This is a genomic window from Streptomyces sp. NPDC048436 (assembly GCF_043200355.1).
Classification (GTDB): domain Bacteria; phylum Actinomycetota; class Actinomycetes; order Streptomycetales; family Streptomycetaceae; genus Streptomyces.
The window spans coordinates 392,127-404,442 of the sequence record NZ_JBICXP010000005.1; the positions used below are offsets into that span (position 1 = coordinate 392,127).

Below are 12,316 nucleotides of genomic sequence, written 5' to 3' on the forward strand. Positions count from 1 at the left end.
GCCGGGGCGGCTGCGCTCAACTCACCCAAGTACGCTGCCGGTTGATCGATGACGCACCCGGAGGCGAACCGACCATGGCCGACAGCAGGATCAACACCACGCAGCCCCACACGGCCCGGATCTGGAACTACTGGCTCGGCGGCAAGGACAACTACCCCGTCGACCAGGCCGCCGGGGATCAGATCCGCGCCCTGCACCCCGGCATCGGTGCCTACGCCCTCGCCGACCGGCAGTTCCTCGGGCGGGCCGTGCGTCATCTGGTCACCGAGTGCGGCATCCGGCAGTTCCTCGACATCGGCACGGGGCTGCCGACCGCCGACAACACCCACGAGGTCGCCCAGGGCATCGCCCCCGAATCGCGTGTCGTCTACGTGGACAACGACCCGCTGGTCCTCACCCACGCGCGAGCCCTGCTCACCAGCACCCCCGAGGGGAAGACCGACTACCTCGACGAGGATCTGCGCAACGTGGACACGATCCTCGAACACGCCGCGAAGACCCTGGACCTCACCCGGCCGGTCGGGCTGATCCTGCTCGGAGTCGTCATCTTCATCGACGACGACTCCGAGGCGTACGACATCGTGCGCCGCCTGCTCGACGCGCTGCCGGCCGGCAGCCATCTGGTCCTCTCGCACACGATCACCAGCCCCGCGATGCCCGACGTGGACGACGCGGTGGCGTTCTGGAACGAGAACGGGACGCCGAAGCTCACGCAGCGGACCCCGGAGCGGGTGGAGCGGTTCTTCGACGGGCTCGAACTGCTCGACCCGGGCGTCGTGTCCTGCAACCGCTGGCGCGCGGAGGCGGTGGAGGCCACCGCCGAGGACGTGGCCATGTTCGGCGGCGTGGGCGTCAAGCGCTGAGCGGCGCCCAGGTCGGGCGCCGGACTACGCCAGCACAGCCCGCAGTTGATCAAGACCCCAGTCCAGGTCCTCCTTGCTGATCACCAGCGGCGGTGCGATCCGGATCGTCGAGCCATGGGTGTCCTTGACCAGCACTCCCCGGTCCATCAGCTTCTCGGAGATCTCGCGGCCCGTGCCGTACGACGGGTCGATGTCGACGCCCGCCCACAGGCCGCGGCCCCGCACCTGCGTCACCACGCCCGTGCCGGCGAGCAGCCCCAGCTCGGCGTGCAGATGCTCGCCCAGCTCGGTGGCCCGCTGCTGATACTCGCCCGAGCTCAGCATGTCCACCACCTCAAGGGCCACGGCACACGCGAGCGGGTTGCCGCCGAACGTCGACCCGTGCTCACCCGGCTTGAACACCCCGAGCACATCGGCGTCCGCCACCACCGCCGACACCGGCACGACACCCCCGCCGAGCGCCTTGCCCAGGATGTACACATCGGGCACCACGCTCTCGTGCTCGCACGCGAACGTCCGCCCCGTCCTGCCGAGCCCCGACTGGATCTCGTCCGCCATGAAGAGCACGTTCCGCTCGCGCGTCAGCTCACGGACGCCCGCGAGATACCCGGCCGGCGGCACCAGGACCCCGGCCTCGCCCTGGATCGGCTCCAGGAGCACGGCCACGGTGTTCTCCGTGACGGCGGCCCGCATCGCCGTCAGATCGCCGTACGGAACGATCTCGAAACCCGGCGTGTAGGGACCGAAGTCCGCCCGTGCCTCGGCGTCCGTCGAGAAGCTGACGATGGTCGTGGTCCTGCCGTGGAAGTTGTCGCGCGCGACGACGATCTTCGCCCGCCCGTCGGGCACCCCCTTGACCTGGTACCCCCACTTCCTTGCGGTCTTCACCGCCGTCTCCACCGCCTCCGCCCCGGTGTTCATCGGCAGCACCATCTCCTTGCCGCACAGCTCGGCGAGCCGCGTACAGAACTCGGCGAACCGGTCGTGGTGGAAGGCCCGGGAGGTGAGCGTCACCCGCTCCAACTGCGCCTTCGCCGCGTCGATCAGACGGCGGTTGCCGTGTCCGAAATTGAGCGCCGAGTAACCGGCGAGCATGTCGAGGTAGCGGCGCCCCTCGATGTCCGTCATCCACGCACCCTCCGCCGTCGCGACCACGATGGGCAGCGGGTGATAGTTGTGCGCGCTGTGTGCTTCGGACGAGGTGATGAACTCTTCGGTGCTCGACACGGGGTCTCCGTTCGTCCTGCGGCATGGGGCGGTTGTGGCGCCCAATCTCTATCGTCGCCCGGATCGTGGACGAAGGAACCTGCCGACGCGGCGTGCCCGCTAGGCTGCCTGGTACAGCACGGCGACTGGCGCGCGGGGAATGGACCCCGAGGGAGCCGTGCGAGGCTGAACCTTCGAGGTGCCGTACGCCTGGGCACCCCGGGACCACGACCGGACACTGACCGCTCGCCCCGGAGGACGCCATGACCCACCCCCCTGTCCCGAACTCCCCGAGTTCCGCGAATGTGCGGAACACCCTCAGCCATCCCTCGCTCGCCGCCCAGGACCCCGAGCTGGCCGCACTGGTCGGCGCCGAGGAGCAGCTCCAGGCCGACACCCTGCGCCTGATCCCCAGCGAGAACTACGTCTCCGCCGCCGTTCTCGAAGCCTCCGGCACGGTCCTGCAGAACAAGTACAGCGAGGGCTACCCCGGCCGCCGCTACTACGAGGGCCAGCAGAACATCGACCCCGTGGAGCGCCTCGCCGTCGCCCGCGCCAAGTCCGTCTTCGGCGTCGAGCACGCGAACGTCCAGCCCTACTCCGGCTCTCCGGCCAACCTCGCCGTCTACCTCGCCTTCGCCGAGCCCGGCGACACCGTGATGGGCATGGCCCTGCCGATGGGCGGCCACCTCACCCACGGCTGGGGTGTGTCGGCCACCGGCAAGTGGTTCCGCGGCGTCCAGTACGGCGTACGCCAGGACACGGGCCTCATCGACTTCGACGAGGTACGCGACCTCGCGCTGAAGGAGCGCCCCAAGCTGATCTTCTGCGGTGGCACCGCCCTGCCGCGCACCATCGACTTCGCCGCCTTCGCCGAGATCGCCCACGAGGCGGGCGCCGTCCTCGTCGCCGACATCGCGCACATCGCGGGCCTGATCGCGGGCGGCGCCCATCCCTCACCGGTGCCGCACGCCGACGTGATCTCCACGACCACCCACAAGACCCTGCGCGGCCCGCGCGGCGCGATGCTGATGTCCCGCGAGGAACACGCCAAGGCCATCGACAAGGCGGTCTTCCCCGGCCTCCAGGGCGGCCCCCACAACCAGACCACCGCGGCCATCGCCGTAGCCCTGCACGAGGCGTCGCAGCCCGCCTTCCGTGACTACGCCCACGCGGTCGTCGCCAACGCCCGGGCGCTGGCCGACGCGCTGCTCGCCCGCGGCTTCGACCTCGTCTCCGGCGGCACCGACAACCACCTGGTCCTGATGGACCTCACCCCCAAGGACGTCCCGGGCAAGGTCGCCGCCAAGGCCCTCGACCGGGCCGGGATCGTCGTCAACTACAACACCGTGCCCTACGACCCGAGGAAGCCGTTCGACCCCTCCGGCGTCCGTATCGGCACCCCCTCGCTCACCTCCCGCGGTCTGGGTACGGAGCACATGCCGACCGTCGCGGACTGGATCGACCGAGGCGTCGCGGCGGCCCGTGCGGGTGACGAGGACGCCCTGACGAAGATCAGGTCCGAGGTCGCCGACCTGATGGCGGCGCACCCGGCCCCGGGCCTGCCGAACCACTGACCACCGGCCGGGGCGGGCCAGGCGGGCCCGCCCCGGATCACCCGCCCCGGATCACAAGATCGCGGCACACCTGTCACACGGCTGTTTCGGAGCAATGGGAGCCACCTGAGACAATGGGCCCCATGGCCTCTGAACGCCCTCGCGTGCTCTCCGGAATCCAGCCCACCGCGGGCTCGTTCCACCTCGGCAACTACCTCGGCGCGGTCCGCCAGTGGGTGGCGCTGCAGGAGTCCCACGACGCCTTCTACATGGTGGTGGACCTGCACGCGATCACGATGCCGCAGGACCCGGCCGACCTGCGGGCCAACACTCGCCTGGCCGCAGCCCAGCTCCTGGCCGCGGGCCTCGACCCGGAGCGCTGCACGCTCTTCGTCCAGAGCCACGTTCCCGAGCACGCCCAGCTCGCCTGGGTCATGAACTGCCTCACCGGCTTCGGCGAGGCCTCGCGCATGACGCAGTTCAAGGACAAGTCGGCCAAGCAGGGTGCGGACCGCGCCTCCGTGGGCCTCTTCACGTACCCGGTCCTCCAGGTCGCCGACATCCTGCTCTACCAGGCCAACCAGGTCCCGGTCGGCGAGGACCAGCGCCAGCACATCGAGCTGACCCGCGACCTCGCGACCCGCTTCAACGGCCGCTTCGGCGAGACGTTCACCCTCCCCGCCGCGTACATCCTCAAGGAGACGGCGAAGATCTACGACCTTCAGGACCCGTCGATCAAGATGAGCAAGTCGGCGTCCACCCCGAAGGGCCTGATCAACCTCCTCGACGAGCCGAAGGCCACCGCCAAGAAGGTCAAGAGCGCGGTCACCGACACGGACACCGTCGTGCGCTACGACACGGTGGACAAGCCCGGCGTCAGCAACCTCCTCACCATCTACTCCACGCTCACCGGCCTCGGTATCCCGGAACTTGAGCAGAAGTACTCCGGCAAGGGCTACGGTGCGCTGAAGACCGACCTCGCCGAGGTCATGGTCGACTTCGTGACTCCCTTCCGGGACCGTACCCAGGCGTATCTGGACGACCCGGAGACGCTCGACTCGATCCTGGCCAAGGGCGCGGAGAAGGCGCGTGCCGTCGCCGCGGAGACCCTCGCCCAGGCGTACGACAAGGTGGGCTTCCTGCCCGCCAAGCACTGAGCCGCACCGTCCCCCGTACCGACCCGGGTGACCAGCGCCCTCTGACCGCCCTCCGCCCGCCATCCGACCGACAGGAGTACGACGTGGGGACCGTAACGATCGGTGTGTCGATCGCGGTCCCGGAGCCTCACGGCAGCCTGCTCCAGGAGCGGCGCGCGGGCTTCGGTGACCCCGCGGCGCACGGCATCCACACCCACGTCACGCTCCTGCCGCCGACCGAGGTGGACGCCACGGCGCTGCCCGCGGTCGAGGCGCACCTGGGGGCCGTCGCGGCCGCCGGGCGGCCCTTCCCGATGCGGCTCTCCGGGACGGGCACGTTCCGTCCGCTGTCGCCCGTCGTCTTCGTGCAGGTCGTGGCGGGCGGCGCGGCCTGCGGCTGGCTGCAGGAGCGGGTGCGGGACGCGTCAGGGCCCATGCCGCGCGAACTGCAGTTCCCCTACCACCCGCATGTCACCGTGGCGCACGGCATCTCCGAAGAGGCCATGGACCGGGCGTACGAGGATCTCTCGGAGTACGAGGCCGAGTGGCCCTGCACCGGCTTCGCGCTCTATGAGCAGGGCGCCGACGGAGTGTGGCGCAAGCTGCGGGAGTTCGGGTTCGGGGGCGGCGGCCCCGTCGTGCCCCCGCAGGCGTCGGCCCCGGCCGCGCACGGCGCGCTGCCCGCACGCTGACCGGACCCGCACCGCCTTACACCGGAAGGCGCCGGAACACCGTCCGCGGCACGTGCCGCAGTGCCGACATGACCACCCGCAGCGCCCCGGGCACCCACACCGTCTCCGAGCGCCGTCGCAGCCCCGTCTCGATGGCTTCCGCGACGGCCTCCGGAGTGGTCGCCATCGGGGCCTCCTCCAGACCGGCCGTCATCTTGGAGCGTACGAAGCCGGGGCGGACGACCATGACGTGCACCCCCGTGCCGTGCAGCGCGTCACCCAGGCCCTGGGCGAAGGCGTCGAGGCCCGCCTTGCTCGACCCGTAGATGAAGTTCGAGCGGCGGGCACGCTCGCCCGCGACCGAGGAGAGCACCACCAGGGAGCCGTGACCCTGGGCCTGAAGGGACCGCGCGCACACCAGGCCCGCCGAGACCGCGCCGGTGTAGTTCGTCTGCGCGACCCGCACCGCCGAGAGCGGCTCGTCCTCGTCGCGTGCCTGGTCGCCGAGGATGCCGAAGGCCAGCAGGACCATGTCGACGTCACCCTCGGCGAAGACCTTGCCGAGCACGGCCTCGTGGGACTCGGAGTCGAGCGCGTCGAAGGTGACGGTGCGCACGTCCGCGCCCAGCTCGCGCAGACCCGCCGCGGCCTTGTCCAGGCCCGGTGACGGCCGCCCCGCGAGCCACACCGTGCGGGTGCGCCGGGCGATGAGGCGGCGCGCGGTGGCGAGGCCGATCTCGGAGGTGCCGCCGAGTACGAGCAGGGACTGGGGGGTGCCGAAGGCGTCCTTCATGGGGCCAACTCCTGGAGGTGCTAGAGGGCGAGGCGGCGCGAGAGGTCGGAGCGGAACAGGCCGCGGGGGTCGAGGTCCGCCCGCAGCGCGCGGAAATCGTCGAGCCGCGGATACATCGCGGCGAGCACCTCGGGCCGCAGACGGGAGTCCTTGGCGAGGTAGACGCGGCCGTCGGACGCGGCCACCTCCTCGTCGAGTTCGTCGAGGAAGGCGCCGAGGCCCGGCAGGTTCGCAGGGATGTCCAGGGCGAGGGTCCAGCCGGGCATCGGGAAGGAGAGCCAGCCGGGATCGCCCTCTCCGAAGCGCTTCAGTACGGCGAGGAAGGACGGGCAGCGGTGCTCCGAGATGCGGCCCACGATGCGCCGCAGGGCCTCCTCCTGGCCGTACCCGACGACGAATTGGTACTGGACGAAGCCGCTGCGGCCGTAGACGCGGTTCCAGTGCGGGACGCCGTCCAGGGGGTGGAAGAACGTCGACATCTTCTGGAGCTCGCCCAACCGCAGCCGGGGCGCCTTGCGGTACCAGAGCTCATTGAAGAGGCCCACCGACTTCGGGCCGAGCAGCCCTTCGGGCAGGAAGCGCGGGGCGGGCGGCAGCTGGCCGGGGCGGAACGCCAGCGGGGCTCTACGCGCGCGCGCCGGCAGGGCGTCGAGGGGGGCGTGGTCGCCGCGCGTGAGCACCGAGCGGCCCATCGCCGTGCCGCGTGCCAGGAGGTCGATCCAGGCGACCGAGTAGCGGTAGCGGTGGTCGGTGGCGGTGAGGCGGGCCATCAAGTCATCCAGATCGGCGGCGCGTTCGGTGTCCACCGACATCAACGAGGTCTCCACCGGGTGCAGTCGCAGCGTCGCCGCGAGGATCACACCCGTCAGGCCCATGCCGCCCGTCGTCGCGTCGAACAGGGCGGTGCCGTGCTCGACCGCCTGCACCGTGCCGTCGGCGGTGAGCAGTTCGATGGCCATCACGTGGCGCGAGAACGACCCGGAGCCGTGGTGGTTCTTGCCGTGGATGTCCGTGCCGATCGCGCCGCCGACGGTGACATAGCGGGTCCCGGGCGTGACCGGCACGAACCAGCCGAGCGGCAGCAGGACTTCCATCAGGTGGTGCAGCGAGACCCCGGCGTCGCACAGGACGGTGCCCGCGTCCGCGTCGATGGCGTGGATGCGGTCCATGCCGGTCATGTCCAGGACCGCGCCGCCCGCGTTCTGCGCCGCGTCCCCGTAGGCCCGCCCCAGGCCCCTGGCGATACCGCCGCGCTCCCCGCAGGCCTTGAGGGCGGCCACGGCCTCCTCGGGCGAACGGGGGCGGATCAGACGGGCGGTGGTCGGGGCGGTGCGGCCCCAGCCCGACACGGACACGGTCTCGGGCAGCACGGTGGAGTCGGCCTCGATCAGCGCGGCGGAGACGGCCTCGGGCGTCGTCGCGGTCGCGGGGACGGCGGGCGGAGCGGAGTCGGCAGGCATAGGCGTGACCGTATCGCCCGAGCAAGGGCAGTTTGCCCCAATTCGTACGAGCTCTCACCGAAATGGGTGATTGATGGAGTGTCGTCGTATATTGCCGTAAATATTGAGAGGTCGCCTAGAAGAGTCCAGGGACCAGGTCCTCGAAATCCCCCGGACGACAAAGAGGCCACATGCACGACATGGACCACCGACTGCTGTCGGCCCTGCGCGACTGCGGCTCCGACGCGCGCGTGGCAGCCGCCGCGCGCGCCCTGTCCTGGACCGGCGAGCACGCCGCCCTCTGGATCGCCGCGGGCCTCACGGGCGCCGCCGCCGACCGCGAGCGGCGCCGCGCCTGGCTGCGCGCCACGGCGCTGACCGCCGCCGCGCACCTGGCCAGCATGGGCCTCAAGCGCGTCGTACGGCGCCCGCGCCCCGGCGGCGAACTTGGCGTGGAGCCCCTCGTCAGGACCGCGGGGCACCACTCCTTCCCCAGCTCGCACGCCACTTCGGCCGCGGCGGCCACCGTCGCGTACGGCGCGCTGAGCCCCGTCGGAGCCCGCGTCGTCGCGCCGCTCGCCGCCGCGATGTGCGTCTCGCGGATGATCGTCGGCGTCCACTACCCGAGCGACGTGGCGGCCGGCGCGGCCCTCGGCGCCCTCACCGCGCGCGTGGGCGCCGCCTGGATGAACGGCGGGCCCCGGCGATGACCGACCGCGCGGCGCTCATCGAACGCCCCCAGCCGCCCCAGCCGTCGGGCTCACGCGCCCTCGCCCTCTCGCGCGGCCTCCTGAAGACCGCGCGCCCTCGCCAGTGGGTGAAGAACATCCTGGTCGTCGCGGCCCCCGCCGCCGCGGGTGAACTCTTCTCCCGGAACTCACTGGCTCAACTCGCGGTCGTCTTCGGCCTGTTCACGGCCGCCGCCTCCGCCGTCTACCTCATCAACGACGCGCGCGACGCCGAGGCCGACCGCGCCCACCCCACCAAGTGCCGCAGACCGGTCGCCGCGGGCCAGGTGCCCGTGCCGGTCGCGTACGCCGTCGGCGGGCTGCTCGCCGTGCTCGCGCCCGTGGCCGCCGCGGCCTTCTGCACGCCTCTGACGGCCGCGTTGATCGCCGCCTACGTAGTGATGCAACTTGCCTACTGCGTCAGCCTCAAGCACATCCTCGTCGTCGACCTCGCGGTCGTCACCACCGGCTTCCTGATGCGGGCGATGATCGGGGGAGTGGCCCTCGGCATCCCGCTCTCACGCTGGTTCCTGATCACCACGGGCTTCGGCGCGCTCTTCATGGTCTCCGCCAAGCGCTACTCCGAAGCCGTCCAGATGGCGGGGAGTTCCGAGAAACCGGGCGCCACGCGCGCGTTGCTCACCGAATACACCACCGGCTACCTCCGCTTCGTCTGGCAGCTCGCCGCCGGGGTCGCCGTCCTCGCGTACTGCCTGTGGGCCATGGAGAGCGGCGGCACCACCAACGGCCTGCTGCCCTGGCGCCAGCTGTCGATGGCCGCCTTCGTCCTCGCGGTCCTGCGGTACGCCGTCTTCGCCGACCGGGGCACAGCCGGCGAACCCGAGGACGTCGTCCTGCGCGACCGGGCACTCGCCGTCATCGGCCTGGTGTGGCTGGCGATGTACGGCCTCGCGGTGGCCGACTGGTGAGCACCCGCAGGGAGCGGCTGCGGGCCATGGGGCCCGAACTGCTCGGCTTCGCCGCCGCCGGTATCTGCGCGTACGCCGCCGACCTCGGCCTCTTCATCTGGCTGCGCGGACCCGTCGGTCTCGACCCGCTGACCGCCAAGGCGCTGTCCTTCGTCGCCGGTTGCACCGTCGCGTACGCGGGCAACGCGCTCGGCACCTACCGGCGCGAGACGGCCGGGGTCTCGCGCCTGCGCCAGTACGGGATCTTCTTCGCGGTCAACATCGCGGGCGCCCTCGTGCAGTTGCTCTGCATCGCCGTGTCCCACTACGGCCTCGGCCTCACCTCGCAGCGCGCCGACACGATCTCCGGGGCGGGGATCGGTATGGCGCTCGCCACAGTTCTGCGTTTCTGGGGTACCCGGACCTTGGTCTTCCGGACAACGGGCAGGGAGGCGTCATGGACTGGCTGAAGAAGCTCCCCGGCATCGGCCCTCTGGTGGAGCGGATGACACGCACGCACGCGTGGAGCGCGTACGAGCGCCTCGACAGCGTGCACTGGACCCGTCTCGCCGCCGCGATGACGTTCATCAGTTTCCTCGCGCTCTTCCCGCTGATCACCGTCGCCGCCGCCGTCGCGGCGGCGGCACTCTCCACCGGTCAGCAGGACAAGCTGGAGGACACCATCTCCAGGCAGGTCCCCGGCATCTCCGACCAACTGAACCTGGACGCCCTGGTCGCCAACGCGGGCACCGTCGGTCTCGTCGCGGGCGCCGCCCTGCTCTTCACCGGCATCGGCTGGGTCGGCTCGATAAGGGAGTGCCTGCGGGCCGTCTGGGAGCTGGCGGACGAGGAGGAGAACCCCGTCCTGCGCAAGGCCAAGGACGCCGGTGTGCTGCTCGGCCTCGGCGGCGCGGGACTCGCCTCGCTCATCGCTTCGACCCTCGCCTCCAGCGCCGTCGGCTGGAGCGCCGACCTCCTCGGGGTCTCCGAGGACGGCTGGGGCGGGGCGCTGCTGCAGGTCTTCGCGTTCGCCATCGCCGTCCTCGCGGACTTCCTGCTGCTGCTCTACGTCCTGACACTGCTGCCCGGCGTGCAGCCGCCCCGCCGCCATCTGATCACCGCGGGACTGATCGGCGCGGCCGGCTTCGAACTGCTCAAGCTGCTGCTCGGCGGCTACATGAGGGGCGTCGCCGCGAAGAGCATGTACGGCGCCTTCGGAGTGCCCGTCGCGCTGCTCCTGTGGATCAACTTCACGGCAAAGCTGCTGCTGTTCTGCGCCGCCTGGACGGCGACGCGGAAGCAGCAACGTACAGAAGAAAACCAGGAAGACCAGGAAGACCAGCCGGAGCAGGATCAGGATCAGACCGCGCCCGGCGACGTCAGCGGCGGCTCTTCCGCCGCACCAGGTCCGGCAGCGGCATCCGCCGGCTGATCACGAACCAGCCGGCCACCAGGAGCGCGAGGACGCCCCCCACGACCGCCAGCGCGACCCCGGCACCGCTCGACTCCTTGCCGGAGGCGTGCGCCACGCTCTTGGCCTTCCCCGCGTCACCCTTGCCCGCGGTGGGAGCGCCCTTGCCGCTGCCCGTGTCGGCACTCTTCGGGCCGACCAGTTCGCCCACCGGGTTGACCTTGCCGGACGCCTGGAAGCCCCAGTCGAGGAGACGTTCGGTCTCCTTGTAGACCGCGTGCTGCTCTCCGGAGTCGGGGTTCATGACGGTGACGAGCAGCACCTTGCCGTCGCGCTCGGCGACACCGGTGAAGGTCGTGCCCGCGTTCGTGGTGCTGCCGTTCTTGACGCCCGCGATGCCCTTGTAGGGGTCGAGACCGACGTCCCCCGTAAGGAGCCGGTTGGTGTTCTGGATCTCGAAGGACCCGCGCTTCTTCTTGCCCTTGTCCTTGCCCTTGGTGACCTTCTCGGTCTCGCCGGGGAACTTGGCGGTCGCCGTCGAGCAGTACTCGCGGAAGTCCTTCTTCTGCAGCCCGGAGCGGGCGAAGAGCGTCAGGTCGTACGCCGAGGAGACCTGCCCTTTCTCGTCGTAGCCGTCCGGACTGACCACATGGGTGTCGAGCGCCTGGAGCTCCTCGGCGTGCGACTGCATGTCCTTGACGGTCCGCGGGACGCCACCGTTCATCGCGGACAGGACGTGCACCGCGTCGTTGCCCGACTTCAGGAAGACGCCGAGCCACAGGTCGTGGACCGTGTACGTCTCGTTCTCCTTGATGCCGACCAGGCTGCTGCCCACGCCCATGCCCGCCAGGTCGGAGAGCGCGACCTTGTGCTCCTGCGTCTTGGGGAACTTCGGCAGGACCGTGTCCGCGAAGAGCATCTTCAGGGTGCTCGCGGGGGGCAGCCGCCAGTGCGGGTTGTGCGAGGCGAGCACCTCGCCGGTCTCGGCGTCCGAGACGAGCCAGGACCGCGCCGACAGGTCCTTGGGAAGCACCGGCGCCCCGTCCTTCAGGCTCACCTGGGTCCCTGGCTCACCGAGCTTGGCGCCGCCGACGGTCGACATGGAGGAGGGCGGCTTGGGCTTCTCCTCGCCCCCCGGCTTGCCGTCCGCCCATGCGGGAGCTGTGGTCGACATGGTCAGCAATGCGGCGGAAGTGACCAACAAGGCGGTCTTTTTTACGGCAGGCACGGACGAGAACGTACAGGGCGCCGCTGTGGAAGTCGCCGCCGAGGTGGTCTGTGTCATCGGCGGCCCGGACTCCCCACCCCGGCGGCGGTGCGGAAGGGAGGCTCGCGATACTGAACGTATGAAGCTCAGCCGCCCGGTCTCCTGGTTCCTGCTCGCCTTCGGGGTGTGGAGCTGGTTCATCTGGATCACTTTCGTCAAGAACCTGTGGAAGGACGGCAGCGGGCTCGCCTTCGATGACGCAGGCGACCCGACCGCGTACTTCTGGGTGCACCTGACGCTCGCCGTCGCCTCCTTTGTCTTGGGGACGGTGGTAGGGGCCATCGGGTTGCGCGGAGTGCGTGCTCTGCGCCGTACGTCATAGCCGGCCGGTCGTAGCC

13 protein-coding genes and 1 riboswitch are annotated in these 12,316 nt (G+C 70.8%); of the genes, 9 read left to right on the forward strand and 4 right to left on the reverse strand.

Annotation, left to right across the window (positions count from 1 at the left end; all coding sequences use genetic code 11):
• Positions 1-74 precede the first annotated feature (74 nt).
• Positions 75-863, forward strand: a complete 789-nt coding sequence (locus tag ACGFX9_RS20315) for an SAM-dependent methyltransferase (protein ID WP_393473415.1) — start codon at positions 75-77, stop codon at positions 861-863.
• 24 nt (positions 864-887) lie between these two features.
• Here the strand turns inward: ACGFX9_RS20315 and rocD are convergent, their stop codons facing one another.
• The gene (gene rocD, locus ACGFX9_RS20320) at positions 888-2,090 is read right to left on the reverse strand and encodes an ornithine--oxo-acid transaminase (protein ID WP_393473417.1); all 1,203 of its coding nucleotides are present in this window, start codon (positions 2,088-2,090) and stop codon (positions 888-890) included.
• A 111-nt stretch (positions 2,091-2,201) separates the two neighbouring features.
• A riboswitch (ZMP/ZTP riboswitch) is annotated at positions 2,202-2,292 on the forward strand.
• Positions 2,293-2,332: 40 nt separating this feature from the next.
• On the opposite strand from rocD, the gene glyA reads away from it, so the two are divergent.
• The 3 genes from glyA (at position 2,333) to ACGFX9_RS20335 (ending at position 5,453) form a co-directional block, all read left to right on the forward strand.
• A complete protein-coding gene (gene glyA, locus ACGFX9_RS20325) occupies positions 2,333-3,646 on the forward strand; it encodes a serine hydroxymethyltransferase (RefSeq protein ID WP_393473420.1) in 1,314 nt (437 codons plus the stop codon).
• Between the two features lie 122 nt (positions 3,647-3,768).
• Positions 3,769-4,782 (forward strand): tryptophan--tRNA ligase, encoded by a 1,014-nt coding sequence (trpS, locus tag ACGFX9_RS20330; RefSeq protein WP_393473423.1) that lies wholly within the window; start codon positions 3,769-3,771, stop codon positions 4,780-4,782.
• Between the two features lie 83 nt (positions 4,783-4,865).
• On the forward strand, positions 4,866-5,453 hold the full coding sequence (locus ACGFX9_RS20335; RefSeq protein ID WP_393473425.1) for a 2'-5' RNA ligase family protein: 588 nt from the start codon (positions 4,866-4,868) through the stop codon (positions 5,451-5,453).
• 16 nt (positions 5,454-5,469) lie between these two features.
• Here the strand turns inward: ACGFX9_RS20335 and ACGFX9_RS20340 are convergent, their stop codons facing one another.
• Positions 5,470-6,225 (reverse strand): decaprenylphospho-beta-D-erythro-pentofuranosid-2-ulose 2-reductase, encoded by a 756-nt coding sequence (locus tag ACGFX9_RS20340; RefSeq protein ID WP_393473428.1) that lies wholly within the window; start codon positions 6,223-6,225, stop codon positions 5,470-5,472.
• Positions 6,226-6,245: 20 nt separating this feature from the next.
• On the reverse strand, positions 6,246-7,685 hold the full coding sequence (locus ACGFX9_RS20345; protein ID WP_393473431.1) for an FAD-binding protein: 1,440 nt from the start codon (positions 7,683-7,685) through the stop codon (positions 6,246-6,248).
• A 170-nt stretch (positions 7,686-7,855) separates the two neighbouring features.
• Here ACGFX9_RS20345 and ACGFX9_RS20350 point away from each other — a divergent pair, with 170 nt between their 5' ends.
• The 4 genes from ACGFX9_RS20350 to ACGFX9_RS20365 are packed head-to-tail and all read left to right on the forward strand — an operon-like array spanning position 7,856 to position 10,732.
• Entirely contained in the window at positions 7,856-8,374 is a 519-nt protein-coding gene (locus ACGFX9_RS20350; protein WP_393473434.1) for a phosphatase PAP2 family protein, read from the forward strand.
• Complete coding sequence (locus tag ACGFX9_RS20355; RefSeq protein ID WP_393473436.1) at positions 8,371-9,321, forward strand: decaprenyl-phosphate phosphoribosyltransferase; 951 nt, start codon at positions 8,371-8,373, stop codon at positions 9,319-9,321. Before ACGFX9_RS20350 ends, ACGFX9_RS20355 begins: the two co-directional genes overlap by 4 nt.
• A 26-nt stretch (positions 9,322-9,347) precedes the next feature.
• Entirely contained in the window at positions 9,348-9,770 is a 423-nt protein-coding gene (locus tag ACGFX9_RS20360) for a GtrA family protein (RefSeq protein ID WP_393473992.1), read from the forward strand.
• On the forward strand, positions 9,758-10,732 hold the full coding sequence (locus ACGFX9_RS20365; protein WP_393473439.1) for a YihY/virulence factor BrkB family protein: 975 nt from the start codon (positions 9,758-9,760) through the stop codon (positions 10,730-10,732). Before ACGFX9_RS20360 ends, ACGFX9_RS20365 begins: the two co-directional genes overlap by 13 nt.
• Here ACGFX9_RS20365 and ACGFX9_RS20370 read toward each other — a convergent pair.
• Positions 10,680-11,939 (reverse strand): D-alanyl-D-alanine carboxypeptidase family protein, encoded by a 1,260-nt coding sequence (locus tag ACGFX9_RS20370; RefSeq protein ID WP_393473442.1) that lies wholly within the window; start codon positions 11,937-11,939, stop codon positions 10,680-10,682. The two genes, ACGFX9_RS20365 and ACGFX9_RS20370, sit on opposite strands and share 53 nt — an antisense overlap.
• A gap of 118 nt (positions 11,940-12,057) precedes the next feature.
• On the opposite strand from ACGFX9_RS20370, the gene ACGFX9_RS20375 reads away from it, so the two are divergent.
• A complete protein-coding gene (locus tag ACGFX9_RS20375; RefSeq protein WP_160506782.1) occupies positions 12,058-12,300 on the forward strand; it encodes an SCO4848 family membrane protein in 243 nt (80 codons plus the stop codon).
• Positions 12,301-12,316 lie beyond the last annotated feature (16 nt).

What these genes read in the sequence shown, in the direction of transcription:
- ACGFX9_RS20315 (WP_393473415.1), top strand. Translation starts at nt 75, where the DNA reads ATGGCCGACAGCAGGATCAACACCACGCAGCCCCACACGGCCCGGATC.
- glyA (WP_393473420.1), top strand. Translation starts at nt 2,333, where the DNA reads ATGACCCACCCCCCTGTCCCGAACTCCCCGAGTTCCGCGAATGTGCGG.
- trpS (WP_393473423.1), top strand. Translation starts at nt 3,769, where the DNA reads ATGGCCTCTGAACGCCCTCGCGTGCTCTCCGGAATCCAGCCCACCGCG.
- ACGFX9_RS20340 (WP_393473428.1), bottom strand. Translation starts at nt 6,225, where the DNA reads ATGAAGGACGCCTTCGGCACCCCCCAGTCCCTGCTCGTACTCGGCGGC.
- ACGFX9_RS20345 (WP_393473431.1), bottom strand. Translation starts at nt 7,685, where the DNA reads ATGCCTGCCGACTCCGCTCCGCCCGCCGTCCCCGCGACCGCGACGACG.
- ACGFX9_RS20350 (WP_393473434.1), top strand. Translation starts at nt 7,856, where the DNA reads ATGCACGACATGGACCACCGACTGCTGTCGGCCCTGCGCGACTGCGGC.
- ACGFX9_RS20355 (WP_393473436.1), top strand. Translation starts at nt 8,371, where the DNA reads ATGACCGACCGCGCGGCGCTCATCGAACGCCCCCAGCCGCCCCAGCCG.
- ACGFX9_RS20360 (WP_393473992.1), top strand. Translation starts at nt 9,348, where the DNA reads ATGGGGCCCGAACTGCTCGGCTTCGCCGCCGCCGGTATCTGCGCGTAC.
- ACGFX9_RS20365 (WP_393473439.1), top strand. Translation starts at nt 9,758, where the DNA reads ATGGACTGGCTGAAGAAGCTCCCCGGCATCGGCCCTCTGGTGGAGCGG.
- ACGFX9_RS20375 (WP_160506782.1), top strand. Translation starts at nt 12,058, where the DNA reads ATGAAGCTCAGCCGCCCGGTCTCCTGGTTCCTGCTCGCCTTCGGGGTG.